Here is a 15,883-nt window from a genome sequence, read left to right as displayed (position 1 = left end):
GTGGTCAAACGAAGTTCGGTATTTTTTTAATCAAAAGGAAACTTACACAAAGGTTTCAATTTTTAAAATGAATAGTTTATGCTACATTTACAGTCTCATTTTTACTATTTTAATTTTTTAGATGATATCACCAACAACCATAGATCAAGTTTTTGAAACCGCCCGTGTTGAGGAGGTCATTGGTGATTTTGTGCAGCTCAAAAAAGCAGGCAGTAACTTTAAGGGGTTGAGTCCGTTTAGCGATGAGCGTTCTCCAAGTTTTATGGTGTCTCCGGTTAAGCAAATCTGGAAGGATTTCAGTAGTGGAAAAGGCGGCAATGTAGTGGCGTTCTTAATGGAGCATGAACATTTTACGTATCCGGAAGCCATAAAATATTTGGCAAAAAAATATAATATAGAAGTAGAGGAAACCGAACAGACCAATGAGCAAAAGGAACAGCAAGATGAACGCGAAAGTTTGTATTTGGTGAGTGAATTTGCAAACAGCTATTTCCAAAAAATACTACATAAAACAGACCAAGGAAAAGCCATAGGTCTGAGCTATTTTAAAGAGCGCGGTTTTACTGAAGACACCATCAAAAAGTTTGATTTGGGCTATTCGCTTGATGAATGGCAAGCCTTTACAGATGAGGCTTTAAAGCAAGGCTATAAATTGGAGTTTTTGGAAAAGACTGGACTAACCATTGTTAAGGAAGACAAACGTTTTGACCGGTTTAAAGGGCGTGTCATGTTTCCTATAAAAAGCATGAGTGGGCGCGTACTGGGATTTGGAGGTCGTATTTTGATTAATGATAAAAAAGCCGCTAAGTATGTAAACTCTCCTGAGAGCGACATTTATCACAAAAGCAAAGTGCTGTATGGTATTTACCATGCCAAACAGAGTATTGCCAAAGAGGATAATTGCTATTTGGTGGAAGGCTATACCGATGTGATTCAGTTCCATCAAACAGGTATAAAAAATGTGGTATCGTCTTCAGGTACCGCCTTAACACCAGAACAAATTCGCCTTATTAATAGGTTGACAAAAAACATTACGGTTCTGTTTGACGGTGATGCAGCAGGAATGCGAGCTTCGTTACGCGGTATTGACTTGATTTTGGAGCAAGGCATGAATGTAAAAGTCTGTACATTTCCCGAAGGTGAAGACCCTGATAGTTTTGCAAAGCAAAATACACTGGAAGAACTGTCCGTTTATCTCATTGAAAATGCTAAGGACTTTATTCAGTTTAAGGCATCGGTGTTGTATGAAGAGTCAAAAAATGATCCGATTAAAAAGGCCGAGACCATTAGGGATATTGTAAACAGCATTTCAAAAATCCCGGATAGAATCAAAAAAGAAATCTATATTCAGGAGTGTTCAAAAATCATGGACATCAGTGAAGAGGTGTTGTTTAGTACCTTGGCACAGATTAATAAAAAGGATTTTAAGGAAGCCGACAAGCAATACAAAACAGAACAACGAGCGTTTGAAGTCATTAAACAGCAACCCGTGAAAAAAGTTGATGTTCAGTATGTGTTGGAACGAAAAATCATTGAGGTATTGTTGCTGTATGGTAACAGAACTGAGGGTTTTGAGGATTTGATTTTAAAGGAAAACGATAAAGGTCAACTGATTTTAGAGCCAGTCATCAATAGAGCAAAGGTTTTTGAAAAAATATTTCTGGATTTACAGGATGATGAAATGGAATTTACAAACCCTAAGTTTAAAACACTGTATTACACCATTATTGATACTTTAAACCAAAACCCAGAGTTTCAACTTAAAAATTTCATTAATTCGGTTGATACTGATATGGCCAATGAAATCACTACTATTTTAATGGAAGATGAACGTTACGCTTTGGATGATTGGGAACGGATGCATATTTTTCCAAAAGAAAAAACCCAAAATGTTGCCCAGTTGGTGACCGAAACCATTTTGAGTTTAAGATGTTTCTTGATTGACCAAAAAGTCAAAGAAGTTCAGCAAAAAACCATAGAGAACAAAAATAATGTAAACAAAAGTGTCCTAGAGGAAGTAAAGGACTACTCTGGTTTAAAGATGCTTTTGTCTAGAAAATTAAATAGAGCTCTGTGATTCTGCTAGTTTAGCTTGGGCTACTAAATCAACTAAATTGTTCACCTTAAGTTTTTTCATCAATCGTGCTTTGTAAGTGCTGACCGTTTTTTCGTTAACATTCAATTCTTTTGCAACTTCCTTGTTTTTCTTGCCTACACACAGCAATTTAAGAACCTCTGCTTCACGTGTTGATAGTTTTTTATAAAAGTTTCCAGATCTGTTTACTTTTTTTCCAAGGTTTAGTTGCTTGGTTATTTCATCACTTAAATAAATGCCACCGTCATTTACTTTTAGTATGGCCTCATTAATGGTAATGATATTGACCGTTTTTGAAACATATCCAGAAGCACCTGCTTTAATGGCATTGATGGCATAGACTTCCTCTGGTTGGCCACTAAAAATAATGGTTTTGATGTTTGGATATTCATTTTTTAAAATCCGCAACAGGGTTAAACCGTTGAGTTTAGGTAAATCAATTTCTGTTAAAATGATATCTACAGGAACTTTTTTAATAAAGTCAACAATGGCTTCGCCATCATCAACGCTACCCATAATCTGGATATTTGACGATGCTGAGAAAAGAAGTTCCAGTCCTTTTCTGATAATGGGGTGGTGGTCGGCTATTAATAATTTAATCATAACAATTGTTTTTTAAAAATTTGAGAGTTCTTAGGGAATGCAATGCTACATAATTAAATTATGTATTACTATTTATAAATATAGGTAAAATTTGATAGTATTACAATTTTTTCATAAAATCAATAGGAATTTCACAAATTGGTATCGGATTCATTTTGTGTTTGTTAGCGTTGTTATAACGTTTATATATTATAAACACCTCTTTTTCCCGCCCTGTAAAATCTTCTGCTTTTTTTCCTTCACCATCCATTTTCATAGCCCATTCCAGTTCTGGATAAGAAGCTCCAATTTGATCCTCATCAGTTCTGTCGTCTCCCCAAAGGCCATCAGTTGGAGGTGCATCAATGATATCTTGATTGATGCCTAAATATTCTGCAATGGCATAAACTTCGGTTTTTAGTAAATCGGCTATAGGACTTAAATCCACACCACCATCACCATATTTTGTATAAAAACCAACGCCAAAATCCTCTACTTTGTTGCCTGTTCCAACAACCAAATATTTATTGATGGCAGCAAAATAATACAAAGTGGTCATACGTAAACGAGCTCTAGTATTTGCCAATGACATGAATCTATTTTCTTCTTTTACAACAGGCGGCAAAGCTGCTATCAAACTATCAAAAACGGGTGTTAAGTTTATTTGAGTAACATAGACAGAGTTAAAATTAGCTTTTAGCCAATCTATATGGTTTAAAGCACGGGTCACTTGTGATTTTGCTTGATGAATGGGCATTTCCAAACACAGTAAAGGTAATCCGGTTTTGGCACATAGCGTCGAGGTAACGGCAGAGTCAATGCCACCAGAAACACCAATTACAAATCCGTTTACATTGGCTTTTTTAGCATAGTCCTTTAACCAGTTTACAATATAATCAACAACTTTTTCTGTTTGCATTTTAAATGAATTTAAACCAAAGAATGGTACATTTGCAAAACAAAAATAAGGGAATCACTCAATTAATAAAAATTTAGAACGTTTAAGTTTTATATGAAAAAAATAATATCACTTTTATCTGTTTTAATATTGATTACCGCTTGCAAAAAGGAAGATAAAGTAGAGGCAGAAATTGCTAAAATCCCAATGCATGTAAATATTGAAAGATTTGACAAATTGTTTTCTGAAGCGTCTGCAAACGATTTGCCCAAACTTAAAAGCCAGTACCCTTTTATGTTTTCAGAAAAATATTCGGACTCCTTTTGGGTAGCTCGAATGCAGGATACATTGCAAATAAAGTTGTTTAAGGAGGTTGCAAAAAAGTTTCCTGATTTTAATGAAGAACAACAAGATATTGAGGCGTTGTTTCAACATATCAAATACTATTTTCCAGAATTCAAACCACCTCGAGTCATCACCACAACGTCTTTTGTGGATTATAGAAACCGTGTTATAGTGACCGATACCATAGCCTTGATCTCCATTGACAATTATTTGGGAAGTGACCATGAGTTTTATCAAGGTATTCAAAAATACATTAGGGCAGATTTTAACCCAGAGCATATTGTAGTGGATTTAGCCAATGAATATGCCAAAAAGTACATCTATCAAAAGCCAAATACCACCTTGCTTGATGAAATGATTTACTTTGGAAAACAGCTGTATTTTAATGATAAGATCATTCCGTTTAAAACAGAAGCAGAACGGATTAGCTATACAGAAGCACAACTAGATTGGGCACATGTGAACGAAAGTTATATTTGGCGATATTTTGTTGAGCATGAATTGTTGTACAGTACCGATTCAAAATTACCTAGCCGATTTATTAATCCAGCGCCATTTACAAAGTTTTATTTAGAAGATATAGATAGTGAATCACCAGGGCGATTGGGACAGTATATAGGCTGGCAAATTGTTAGGGCTTATATGGAAAACAATAAAGTGTCTCTAAAGGATATGCTTGCCAAATCTCCTGAAGAAATTTTTAATAACTCAAAGTTTAAACCAAGAAAATAATGTCTGAAATACAATCAAAAATAGAGTTGAAAGTTGAATTGGATGCCAATAGGGTCCCAGAAAAATTATATTGGACAGCCGAAGATGGAGGCATTTCTAATGAAGAAGCAAAAGCCCTGATGCTGTCTGTTTGGGACGCTGATGCAAAAGAAACCTTGCGCATCGATTTGTGGACCAAGGATATGCCGGTTGATGATATGAAAGTGTTTTTTCATCAAACATTGGTGGCCATGAGCAATACCTTTTATAAAGCGACCCAGGATGAAAAAATGACCGCTACCATGAAAGATTTCTGTGATTATTTTGCTGAAAAGCTAGAGTTGAAAAAATAATTTAATTTCCCTCTTTAGCGTCTTTCACTTCTTTTTCAAGATGGTCTAAATACAGAATGCCATTCAAATGGTCAATTTCATGTTGAAAGATGACCGAAGTAAAGGCTTCAACCATTTCGGTTTTATGCTCGCCAGTCATGGTATCGTATTCAATTAAAATGGCATAAGATCGGTCGTTTAAAACCTCACTTCTGTTTGGAATGGACAAACAGCCTTCACGAAAAGTTTGCTTTTTTATGGAATATTGGACAATTGTTGGGTTAAGATACACTTCAAACGGAAAATTATCTTTATCAAAACGTTGCACCCAAATAATGTTTTTTAAAATGCCCACTTGTGGTGCCGCAATACCAACGCCAAGCGACATACTATCGGTAACGGTTTTGTACAATCGCTTGACAAATGTCTGCAATACAGGGTTTTTGGCATCGGGTTTAATATAACTACTGTGTTTTCTTAAGAGAAGCGAATCACTGGTTTTGGTGATTTTATAAACCCGCATGGGCGTTAACGAATCAGCTGCCATAATCAAGTTTGCTTGTTCCGAAGAAAAGGAAGTACCGCCAATATTTTTGGTGCTTGAGCAACCAATGATAAAAACAGAAGCTAAAATAATAAGGATGGTTTTTTTCATAATTTAACAATAAAAAAGTGAAAGCTATAGCTACCACTCATTGATTTTATTGGAATCCAATTTAACAAAAATAAAGATTAAAATAGTAAATCCCCATAGGCCAGAACCACCATAACTAAACAGCGGCAACGGAATGCCTATAGTGGGAATCAAGCCCATGACCATGCCTATATTAATCATAAAGTGCATAAAAATAATGGCAGCAACGGAATACCCATACACACGACTGAATTGTGATTTTTGTAGTTCGGCTAAGTGTAGAATACGAATCAACAACAACACAAAAACAAGAATAACCATGGAACTTCCCAAAAAGCCCCATTCTTCACCAACGGTGCTGAATATATAGTCAGTATGCTGTTCTGGCACAAACTTCCCAGTGGTTCTTGTTCCTTCCAGAAATCCTTTTCCGGTTAAGCCACCAGAACCAATTGCTTTTTCAGATTCGTTTAGATTATAGGCAAAGGTTTTCTTCATCACTTCCAGCTTATGTGGATCTTTTTCCAAACGCAACCATAGGCTAATGCGGTCTTTTTGGTGTGGTTGCAAAACATCTTGATAAAAGAATTTTATTCCTGAAGAAATGACGATACAAGCTAAGAGTATTAGTATAGGCTGAAGTATTGTAGGTCGTTTTTTGCTTAAAAAATGAAATAAAAAAATAACTAGACCCGCTATGATGGATGTGGCAATGGCACCAAACTTTAATGCAAAAAGTGATAGGATTACCAGGGCAACACCGCCCACTAAATAAATTTTTGGAAGACCTTCCCTGTACAGTACAAAAAAGAAAGCCGCGTATACTATGGTGCTTCCTGCGTCATTTTGTAAGAGTACCAAAAAAGCAGGAATAACAATAATTATAAAAACTTGAATTTGGTCTTTAAACTTATTGATATCCGTATTTAAGTCACTAATGTATTTGGCAACGGCCAATGCCGTTGCTGCTTTTGCAAATTCACTGGGTTGTAGTGTCATGCCGCCAATGGCGTACCAAGATGTGGCACCATTTACATTTTTTCCGAAGACAAAAAGCCCAACTAATGTAAGCATTGAAATGATGTAGATAACACTGGAAAACCGTTCGTAAAACTTGGATTCTATGGAAAGAATAAGAATTATCAGCCCAATAGTCATTAAAATGAATATCAGTTGTTTACCGTAGGGCTCAGAAAAATTAAAATAATCAACGGTTTCACCAGAATGGGATGCAGATAAGATATTGAGCCAACCAAAGCCAACAAGCAGTAAAAATAGAATGATGGTTATCCAATCAAATTTAAAATATCTGTGGGTCTCTCGTATCATTATTTGTCCTCTAGGTCAGTTGGTTTTTTAGATCGTAATGATTCATCAAGTGGTATGGTCTGTAGTGTTGTTGCGCCATTAATGCCAAATGGTTCACCTGAATATGGTTTCGCATATTCATCTTCTAAGCTGTGTGTTAAAATCCAGTCTTCCAAATCTGTTCTGGTAATGTAGCCTTTAATATATTTTTCAATCATTAAACTGGCAATTTTACCAGCAAAACGACTGCCCCAATAACCATTTTCAACAAATACTGCAATAGCGATTTTAGGATTGTCTTTTGGGGCGAATGCCACAAATATGGAATGATCTGTTAATTGGGTTTTTACACCATCTATTTTGATGAAGTTTTCAGCAGTACCCGTTTTTCCACAAATATCTATGCCAGGAACTCTCAAGGCCGTTGCAGTTCCTTTATTGTAAACATCAAACATACCATGTATAACAGGCTCAAAATTCTCTTTATCAATGGTAGTGTATTTTCTTGTTGTAAACTTTTTATCTATGGTGTCATTTTCAATGCTTTTAATAATATGCGGCGTGTAAAAATATCCTCTATTAGCAATGGCAGCTGCCATGTTTGCCAGTTGAATAGGTGTAGCTTCAATCTCACCTTGACCTATGGCATTTGATATGTTATAGGTTGATGACCAGCGACCTTTTCCGTACCATTTGTCATAAAAATCACCATCGGGAATACGCCCTTTACTACCAATTTTTAAATCATAGCCCAGATAATTTCCCAAACCAAAACTTTTTACATGGTTGCTCCAAACATCCATGCCTTTAGCTGGGTCATCATATTTGTCAATGATGCGTCTGTAAACATTACAAAAGTAGGAGTTGCATGATTGGGCAATACCATCATTCATGCTCAATGGACTGGGATGACTATGGCAGCCGGTTAGACGCCTGCTGCCTAAATAATAGCCCATTCTGCAACTGAATTTATCTTCGGTAGTGACAACTTTTTCCTGCAAGCCAATCAAGGCATTCAGAACTTTAAAGGGCGATCCGGGTGGGTACTGCGCCAATAAACTTCTATCATACAATGGTTTTGCAATGGTGTCATAATGCATTTTAGAGTAGTTCTTGGAGCGGTTTCTCCCTACCAATAAATTAGGATTATAACTAGGGGCCGATACCATAGCTAAAATTTCTCCAGAGCTTGGCTCTATAGCAATAATGCCACCTCTTTTGTGTTTCATTAAGAGCTCGCCGTACTCTTGCAATTTTGAATCGATGGTGATCCTGATATCTTTCCCAGGTTCGGGCAATGTATCATAAACCCCATCTTTATATGGGCCAATGTCTCTGTTAAATCGGTCTTTTTGAATGAACTTAATTCCTTTTTTACCGCGCAGAACATCCTCATAAGATGCTTCCACGCCTTGTTTTCCAATAAGGTCACCCATTTTGTAATACGGGTCATTTTCAATAATGGCATTGTTTACTTCACCCAAATCACCCAAAACATTGGCGCCAATGTTAGTTTGGTATAAACGCAAGGACCTTTTTTGGATATAGAAACCCTCAAACTTCCTCATTTTTTCCTGCAGAACCGCATAATCCTCTTTTGATAAATGAGCAATAAAAACCGATGGAAGCCAAGGTGAATAGTGGTAACCTTTCTCGTAAATTTCCTTAAATTTTTCCTTACTGATTTTGAGCATTGAGCAAAACTCAAGCGTGTCTAATGGTTTGACTTCCCTAGGGATAAACATGACATCGTACGATGGCTGGTTGGCAACCAAAAGTTCGCCATTGCGGTCATACACAAAGCCGCGTTTTGGGTAGTCATATACTTTTCTAATAGCGTTGTCTTCAAATAAATCATGATTATGCGCTGAATAAATTTGAAGGTAAAACAGTCTGGAAATAAATATAAGACCTACAATAATAATAGATACAAAGAGTAAAAATTTTCTCATTTAGTTTTTCTACTGAAAATAATGGTTACCAATATGCACAGTATAATAGTAAATATACTTGAGAATAACGTTTTTTGGAGTATTAAAATTATTTTTGAAATGTTAAAGATTTCCAATGAAAACAAAATAAAGTGGTGAATAACGGTTAGAATGGTAATATACATGAGTTTTGATCCAAACTCAACATTGTCAAATTTTATAGTTTGATATTCGTAAACTGTGCCAAAGCAAAATTTTAACACCACGGGCCTTATATAGGCAATAGTAACACAGGCTGCTGCATGAATACCACCTGAATCCAAAAACAAATCTATGCATAACCCTAAAACAAAACTCAATAAAATAAATAGGGTTCGGCTATTTTTTACAGGATATAAAAAAACAAACAAAATGTAAATATATGGGTTTATATAGCCCAAAAAATTAATTTGGTTCAGTACCAAAACCTGAACGAGTACCAGTACAACAAAGCGAGTAATATTTCTGTAGAGAACATTATTCATTGGAACTGCTGCTTTTTAAAAGATTGGTTATTTCAGGCACATCTTTATTTTCAATAATATAAACGTGCTCAATATTGGTCATATCATTGAACAGTTTAATATTGATTTCATAATAGTTTTCGGCAGCATCCAGTTTAAAATCATGAATGGTCCCAATAGGGATTCCTTTTGGGAAAATGGATGAACGCCCTGATGTAATAATGGTATCTCCCTCTTTAACGGGAGCTATTTTAGGAATATCGACCAGTTGGGAAAAATAAGGCGATTTTCCATTCCATGTCAACGTTCCAAAATGATTGGTTTTCTTGAGCTGGGCACTTATTTTACTGGTGGTGTTTAAAATGGATATAATGGTTGCAAAATGTTTGCTGGTATTATCAACAATGCCAACAATGCCCTTAGTGGTAATAACGCCAAAATCCTCCTTAATGCTATCTTTTGTGCCTTTGTTTAAAAGCAAGATGTTTGTTGATGCTGAGTAGGTGTTTTTTATTATGTTGGCTGTTGTAAAGTGATAGGGACTGTTAATTAACGTGCTATCCAATTGAATGGAATCGTGGTTATTTGTTGAGTTGTACAACAGGGTTCGCAAGCGTTTGTTCTCTTCGGTTAAAAGCTCATTCTGGGTTTTTAAATTTAAATATTCAGAAATGTTATTTACAGAATTATATACGCCTCCTGTCAAGAAGTTGGCAGAATTGATGAACTTGCTTTTGTGGTACGAGTGCGTTTGTATTGTAAATGTGAACGAAAGAGATAACAGCAACAAGAACAACAAAAACGTTTTGTTCCGTATGATGAAATTAATAATCTGTTGCATGCTTTATCTGTATGGCTATTTAATCAATACGCTTTTGTATTTAGGTAAATTTTTAAGTGTGATACCAGTACCTCTTACAACAGCGCGCAAAGGGTCTTCAGCAATATAAACTGGAAGGTCTGTTTTTTGTGATAAACGTTTGTCCAAACCTCTTAACATAGAACCACCACCGGCTAAATAAATACCCGTATTGTAAATATCGGCCGCCAACTCTGGAGGTGTTTGTGATAAGGTTTCCATAACGGCATCCTCAATTCTTAAAATGGATTTATCCAGAGCTTTGGCTATTTCCCTGAACGAAATTTGAACTTGTTTTGGTTTTCCTGTTAACAAGTCACGCCCTTGAACACTCATATCATCTGGTGGCAATTCCAAGTCTTCGGTTGCCGCACCAATTTGGATTTTAATTTTTTCAGCGGTTCGTTCTCCAACATATAAGTTGTGTTGCGTGCGCATATAATACACAATATCATTGGTAAAGACATCACCTGCAATTTTAACGGATTTATCACAGACAATACCTCCTAAGGCAATGACCGCTATTTCAGTGGTACCACCACCTATATCAACAATCATGTTCCCTTTGGGCTGCATAATATCAACACCAATACCAATGGCGGCAGCCATGGGTTCGTGTATTAAATAGACTTCTTTACCATTTACCCGTTCAGCACTTTCTTTTACGGCCCGCATTTCAACTTCTGTGATTCCGGATGGAATACAAATAACCATTCGTAATGCCGGAGTAAAAAACTTCTTTTTTAATGCAGGAATGTTTTTAATGAACATGCTGATCATTTGTTCAGAGGCATCAAAATCGGCTATAACACCGTCCTTTAATGGTCTGATGGTCTTGATGTTTTCATGCGTTTTGCCTTGCATCAAACTGGCTTCTTGACCAACGGCTATAATTTTACCAGAAATTCTATCACGTGCTACAATAGATGGGCTATCAACCACAACTTTGTCATTATGAATTATAAGGGTGTTTGCAGTACCTAAGTCTATTGCAATTTCTTCGGTTAAGAAGTCAAAAAAGCCCATGTGCTATACGTTGTTTTTAAAGGTTTGTTAACTAATCTTGTAAATGTAATAAAAGTTAATATATATAATAGAAATAATATAACCACTTATTTTTAATATTAATGTTTAAAATGGCGCGTACCAGTCAGTACCATAGCCACATTATTATCGTTGCAATAATCAATACTTAGCTGATCTTTTATGGAGCCACCTGGTTGGATAACGGAACTTATACCAGCGTTTTTTGCGATTTCCACGCAATCAGGAAATGGGAAAAAGGCATCACTGGCCATGGCAGAACCATTTAAATCAAAATTAAAGGTTTGAGCTTTATGGATGGCTTGGTTTAAGGCATCTACTCGGCTTGTTTGCCCGGTGCCACTTGCTAATAATTGTTTGTTTTTTGCTAGTACGATGGTGTTAGATTTGGTATGCTTGCAAATTTTTGATGCAAATAATAAGTCTTCTAACTCATTTTCTGTGGGTTTATTGTTTGTCACGTATTTTAAATCTTCAACGGTATCGGTGATGTTATCTTTGTCTTGAACCAAGGTGCCATTTAAACAGCTTCTTACACTTGTTTTAGGCAATTCAATGTCGTGAATGATTAAAATGATTCTGTTCTTTTTGCCTTGTAAAATATCCAAAGCATCATCATCATAAGACGGCGCGATGATAACTTCACAAAACAACTTATGGATTTCTTCAGCCGTGTCTTTATCGATTTTAGAATTACTAATCAATACGCCACCAAATGCCGAAACAGGATCGCCAGCCAAAGCATCCAAATAGGCTTGTTTTAAAGTTGGTCTTTGTGCCAAACCACAGGCATTATTGTGTTTTAAAATGGCAAATGTGGGCGCATCTTTTTTGAACTCGTTCATTAAGTTAACCGCTGCATCTACATCCAATAAGTTGTTGTAACTTAATTCCTTACCGTGAAGCTTGGTGAACAAATCGTCAAAATTGCCAAAGAAAAATCCTTTTTGATGTGGGTTTTCACCGTAACGCAGTACTTTTCCGTTGGTTTCACTAATTTTCAACACCGTTTCTTCTTGGTTTTTGTTGAAGTAGTTAAAAATAGCGGTATCATAATGTGAAGACACGTTAAACGCTTTTGAAGCAAAACGTTTTCTGTCGCTTTCAGAAAGTGTTCCGTTTTTCTCGGTTATAAGCTGCAAAAATTCAGCATAATCATCCACGGAAGCCACACAAACTACATCAGCATAATTTTTTGCTGCAGCACGAATCAATGAAATACCACCGATGTCGATTTTTTCTATAATATCTTGCTCACTGGCCCCAGAAGCAACGGTTTTTTCAAACGGATATAAATCAACAATCACAACGTCAATTTGAGGGATGTCAAACTCTGCTAGTTCAGCAATATCAGAATCGATGTTTTGGCGGTTTAAAATACCACCAAATACTTTCGGGTGTAATGTTTTTACACGTCCGCCAAGAATGGACGGGTACGATGTAACATCTTCAACAGGAATGACACCAATTCCTAAATCGTTAATGAATTTTTGGGTACCACCGGTTGAATAAATGGTGACACCTTGCTCGTTTAATTTTTTTACAATAGGTTCTAATCCATCTTTACTAAAAACTGATATTAGTGCAGATTTGATCTTTTTTTCGTTACTCATTTTAGGTTGTGTTGTTTATATTCTTTTTGTTGTGTTGTTTATATTCTTTTTGTAATGGAAAAAGTATTTTAAAAAGCCTTGATTTTTGTTAATTTTTTGATGTGTAGGTTTTTAAAATGCAAAAGTAATTATTTCAACCAAAAATATAAGGATAGAATTCGTTTTTGTTATCATTTTTTTGTAACTAATATTTTATTAAAACGTCATATCTTTATATGATTATTTGAGTTTTAGAAAAACCCTGTTATGCTTATTTATTTACGCCTTTTTAAAGAAAGTTTTTCATTTGCCATCAATGCTTTACGGAGTAATAAGTTGCGGACGTTTTTATCGCAAATAGGCGTAACGGTTGGGATATTTTCTATTATAGCGGTTTTGGCGGCCATTGATTCTTTGGACAGGAACATAAAAGGACAATTGGAAGGTATTGATAAAAACACCATGTATGTTACCCGATTTTCTTTTGGACCGACCAACGTGCCAAGATGGAAACGCGACAATTTCCCCCAAACGGGAAGTGAAGATTATGAGTTTATAAAAAGAAATGTGCCCGATATTGACGCATGTGCGTTTGCCATTGTGGGAAATCCACAAACTATAAAATATCAAGACAATACAGTAACCAATGTTCAGGTGACTCCCGTTTCAAATGAGATTTATGAAATTGATAACCTGAAACTGTACAAAGGCCGGTTTTATAATGAAACAGAGTCCAATAACGGTTCGGCTGTTATTGTTTTAGGGTATAATCTAGCGAAAAACATCTTTGAAGACGAAGAACCCATAGGTAAAGTAATTCGGGCTTATGGTAGAAAATTAACTGTCATTGGTGTGTTGCAAAAGTTTGGAGGTCTTAATATGGACTCGCCTGATGAGAAAGGATTTGTGCCAGCAAATTTTGCAAGGCGGTTTATGAACATTGGTGAAAAAGGAGCTTTGACCATGATTGCCATTAAACCAAAAAAAGGTGTTGATGTTGCTGCTTTTGAGGAGGTTTTAAGACAGAAATACAGACGATTTAGAGGGCTTAAACAAGGAGATATTGATAATTTTTTTATAACCAAACTGTCAGGATTTACCGATTTGATTGATGGTATCATCAGTTTTATGAACACGATAGGATGGATTATTAGTGGGTTTTCTTTGTTGGTAGGCGGATTTGGAATTGCCAACATCATGTTTGTTAGTGTTAAGGAACGCACGCACATTATTGGTATTCAAAAAGCTATGGGAGCCAAAAACCGATTTATACTCTTCCAGTTTTTATTTGAAGCAATTATTTTAGCAGTTATTGGAGGTCTTGTGGGCTTAGTGTTAGTTTGGATAGGAACCATTATTGGTACTCAGCTTGCTGGCGATTTCGAGTTCGTGTTGTCTTTTAAAAATATGTTTCTTGGGTTTTCAGTGTCAACCATTATTGGGTTGATTGCTGGAATTTTACCAGCTAATTCGGCAGCAAAACTGGATCCGGTTGAAGCTATCAGAAGTGGTTTTTAATAAGTCAGATTATAATAAAGTTGCAACCTGGGCACAAACAAATTCTAAAAAACGCTCATCGTCTTCAGTAAATGGGTCTGGTGTGTTGGAATCTATATCTATTTGTCCAATATTGTTACCGTTCACAAAAATGGGCACCACTATTTCTGCTTTAACCGTGATGCTACAGGCTATGTAATTGTCTTGGGCAGACACATCGGGCACTACAAAATTTTGATTGCTTACGGCCACCTGACCACAAATACCCTTTCCAAAAGGAATGACTGTATGGTCTGTGGGCGCACCAACATAAGGGCCTAATACAAGTTCCTCCTTATCGCCATTTCTAAAATAAAACCCAACCCAGTTATAATAAGAAACACTGTTTTCCAATAATTTGCAGATGGCCATTAATCGGTCATTTACCGGTTTTTTATCATCAGAAACAATCGATTCAATCTGTGGTTTTAAGGTTTCAAAAATCATCTTTTAAAAGTTTTGGTAAAAGTATTCAAAAAGGTGTAAATTCGACAACCCTTACATTTATAATTTTTGTGGTAATTATTTTTTGAAAACACTTATTATCAAATATAAATCGGTCATTAAGTTTATACTCACGTTTTTGTTAGTATATATTTCGTTGTCGGTTGCTTACAAGTTTTATTTGGACTTTTCCAAAGATTCCAAGTTTTATCCAGACTATGTTACGAATTTAGTGGCTAGGCAAAGTGCTGATTTGATTGATGTTCTTGGGTATCATGCACAGGTTTTGCCTCATCCTGATGAACCTTCTATGAAACTTATTATTAACGACAAGTATCTTGCAAGAGTCATTGAAGGCTGCAATTCTGTAAGTATCATCATATTGTTTGTGTCCTTTATCATTGCGTTTTCTGGCAAACCAAAAACCACGTTTTTATATATCCTATCAGGAAGTGTTTTAATTTATGTGGTCAACTTAATGCGTATCGTTATTTTGTCCATTGGATTGTATCATTATCCGTGGAGACGAGAGATCCTTCACACTGTTATTTTTCCCGGTATTATTTACGGGATGGTTTTTTTATTGTGGATAATTTGGGTCAATAGGTTTTCAAACATGATTAAAAAGAATGAATAATAAAACTAAATATATCTGGCTTTTTGTATTGTTTGGACTATTGGTCTTGATTCGGGTTTTTGAAAACGAATTGTTTTATGATCCCTATTTGACTTTTTTTAAAAATGACTATTTGTATATTGATAATCCAAGACGGGAAGTTTTTAAATTGGTTGCTTTTACAACCTTACGGTACGCTTTAAATACCGTTATTTCTTTAGCTATTTTATTTGTTGTTTTTAAAGATAAAAGCATGATAAAATTCTCGGTATTTATTTATGCTGTTTCATTTGTGATATTGATAGCCATTTATTTGTATTTTGTTGTAAATCCAAGACAAGAAGACTATTATTTGTTTTTCAATATGCGGCGGTTTTTAATTCAACCCATAATTTTATTGGTTTTATTACCAGCTTTTTACTATTACAAATTGAAACACTAACTGTTAATCTC

General features: G+C 35.6%; 16 protein-coding genes. 6 read left to right on the top strand and 10 right to left on the bottom strand.

The window, feature by feature from the left end:
- Positions 1-121 precede the first annotated feature (121 nt).
- Positions 122-2,077 (top strand): DNA primase, encoded by a 1,956-nt coding sequence (gene dnaG / locus IEW94_RS00975; RefSeq protein WP_188649395.1) that lies wholly within the window; start codon positions 122-124, stop codon positions 2,075-2,077.
- On the opposite strand, the gene IEW94_RS00970 is transcribed toward dnaG, so the two are convergent.
- Both IEW94_RS00970 and nadE read right to left on the bottom strand, forming a co-directional pair.
- Complete coding sequence (locus IEW94_RS00970) at positions 2,060-2,698, bottom strand: response regulator transcription factor (RefSeq protein ID WP_188649394.1); 639 nt, start codon at positions 2,696-2,698, stop codon at positions 2,060-2,062. The genes dnaG and IEW94_RS00970 overlap by 18 nt on opposite strands.
- A 100-nt stretch (positions 2,699-2,798) precedes the next feature.
- Positions 2,799-3,596: an NAD(+) synthase gene (gene nadE / locus IEW94_RS00965; RefSeq protein ID WP_188649393.1), complete on the bottom strand. Its 798-nt coding sequence runs from the start codon at positions 3,594-3,596 to the stop codon at positions 2,799-2,801.
- A 93-nt stretch (positions 3,597-3,689) separates the two neighbouring features.
- Between nadE and gldB the strand changes: the two genes are divergently transcribed.
- Entirely contained in the window at positions 3,690-4,652 is a 963-nt protein-coding gene (gene gldB, locus IEW94_RS00960; protein ID WP_188649392.1) for a gliding motility lipoprotein GldB, read from the top strand.
- Entirely contained in the window at positions 4,652-4,984 is a 333-nt protein-coding gene (gldC, locus tag IEW94_RS00955) for a gliding motility protein GldC (RefSeq protein WP_188649391.1), read from the top strand. Before gldB ends, gldC begins: the two co-directional genes overlap by 1 nt.
- A gap of 1 nt (position 4,985) precedes the next feature.
- Here the strand turns inward: gldC and def are convergent, their stop codons facing one another.
- From def to purH, 7 genes are all read right to left on the bottom strand, one after another.
- A complete protein-coding gene (gene def / locus IEW94_RS00950; protein WP_188649390.1) occupies positions 4,986-5,618 on the bottom strand; it encodes a peptide deformylase in 633 nt (210 codons plus the stop codon).
- Between the two features lie 30 nt (positions 5,619-5,648).
- Positions 5,649-6,926: a rod shape-determining protein RodA gene (rodA, locus tag IEW94_RS00945; protein ID WP_188649389.1), complete on the bottom strand. Its 1,278-nt coding sequence runs from the start codon at positions 6,924-6,926 to the stop codon at positions 5,649-5,651.
- Positions 6,926-8,857 (bottom strand): penicillin-binding protein 2, encoded by a 1,932-nt coding sequence (gene mrdA, locus IEW94_RS00940; RefSeq protein ID WP_188649388.1) that lies wholly within the window; start codon positions 8,855-8,857, stop codon positions 6,926-6,928. The genes rodA and mrdA overlap by 1 nt, the downstream gene beginning before the upstream one ends.
- Entirely contained in the window at positions 8,854-9,360 is a 507-nt protein-coding gene (locus IEW94_RS00935) for a rod shape-determining protein MreD (RefSeq protein WP_188649387.1), read from the bottom strand. Before IEW94_RS00935 ends, mrdA begins: the two co-directional genes overlap by 4 nt.
- Complete coding sequence (mreC, locus tag IEW94_RS00930; protein WP_188649386.1) at positions 9,353-10,180, bottom strand: rod shape-determining protein MreC; 828 nt, start codon at positions 10,178-10,180, stop codon at positions 9,353-9,355. The genes IEW94_RS00935 and mreC overlap by 8 nt, the downstream gene beginning before the upstream one ends.
- Positions 10,181-10,195: 15 nt before the next feature.
- Positions 10,196-11,224 carry a rod shape-determining protein gene (locus IEW94_RS00925; protein ID WP_188649385.1) on the bottom strand — a complete coding sequence of 343 codons (1,029 nt, stop codon included), beginning with the start codon at positions 11,222-11,224 and terminating at the stop codon, positions 10,196-10,198.
- 98 nt (positions 11,225-11,322) lie between these two features.
- Positions 11,323-12,855 (bottom strand): bifunctional phosphoribosylaminoimidazolecarboxamide formyltransferase/IMP cyclohydrolase, encoded by a 1,533-nt coding sequence (gene purH, locus IEW94_RS00920; RefSeq protein ID WP_188649384.1) that lies wholly within the window; start codon positions 12,853-12,855, stop codon positions 11,323-11,325.
- 246 nt (positions 12,856-13,101) lie between these two features.
- Between purH and IEW94_RS00915 the strand changes: the two genes are divergently transcribed.
- On the top strand, positions 13,102-14,352 hold the full coding sequence (locus IEW94_RS00915) for an ABC transporter permease (RefSeq protein ID WP_188649383.1): 1,251 nt from the start codon (positions 13,102-13,104) through the stop codon (positions 14,350-14,352).
- A 9-nt stretch (positions 14,353-14,361) separates the two neighbouring features.
- Here IEW94_RS00915 and IEW94_RS00910 read toward each other — a convergent pair whose 3' ends face one another.
- Positions 14,362-14,817 carry an XrtF-associated fRMsr-like GAF protein gene (locus IEW94_RS00910; protein WP_188649382.1) on the bottom strand — a complete coding sequence of 152 codons (456 nt, stop codon included), beginning with the start codon at positions 14,815-14,817 and terminating at the stop codon, positions 14,362-14,364.
- 82 nt (positions 14,818-14,899) lie between these two features.
- Here IEW94_RS00910 and xrtF point away from each other — a divergent pair, with 82 nt between their 5' ends.
- Both xrtF and IEW94_RS00900 read left to right on the top strand, forming a co-directional pair.
- Positions 14,900-15,451 (top strand): exosortase family protein XrtF, encoded by a 552-nt coding sequence (gene xrtF / locus IEW94_RS00905; RefSeq protein ID WP_188649381.1) that lies wholly within the window; start codon positions 14,900-14,902, stop codon positions 15,449-15,451.
- Positions 15,444-15,872: an exosortase F system-associated membrane protein gene (locus tag IEW94_RS00900; protein WP_188649380.1), complete on the top strand. Its 429-nt coding sequence runs from the start codon at positions 15,444-15,446 to the stop codon at positions 15,870-15,872. The genes xrtF and IEW94_RS00900 overlap by 8 nt, the downstream gene beginning before the upstream one ends.
- Positions 15,873-15,883: the final 11 nt, after the last annotated feature.

Source organism: Yeosuana aromativorans, assembly GCF_014646655.1.
Lineage (GTDB): Bacteria > Bacteroidota > Bacteroidia > Flavobacteriales > Flavobacteriaceae > Yeosuana > Yeosuana aromativorans.
Note: the sequence above shows the minus strand (reverse complement) of the source record. Positions and strands in the feature narration are given on the sequence as shown.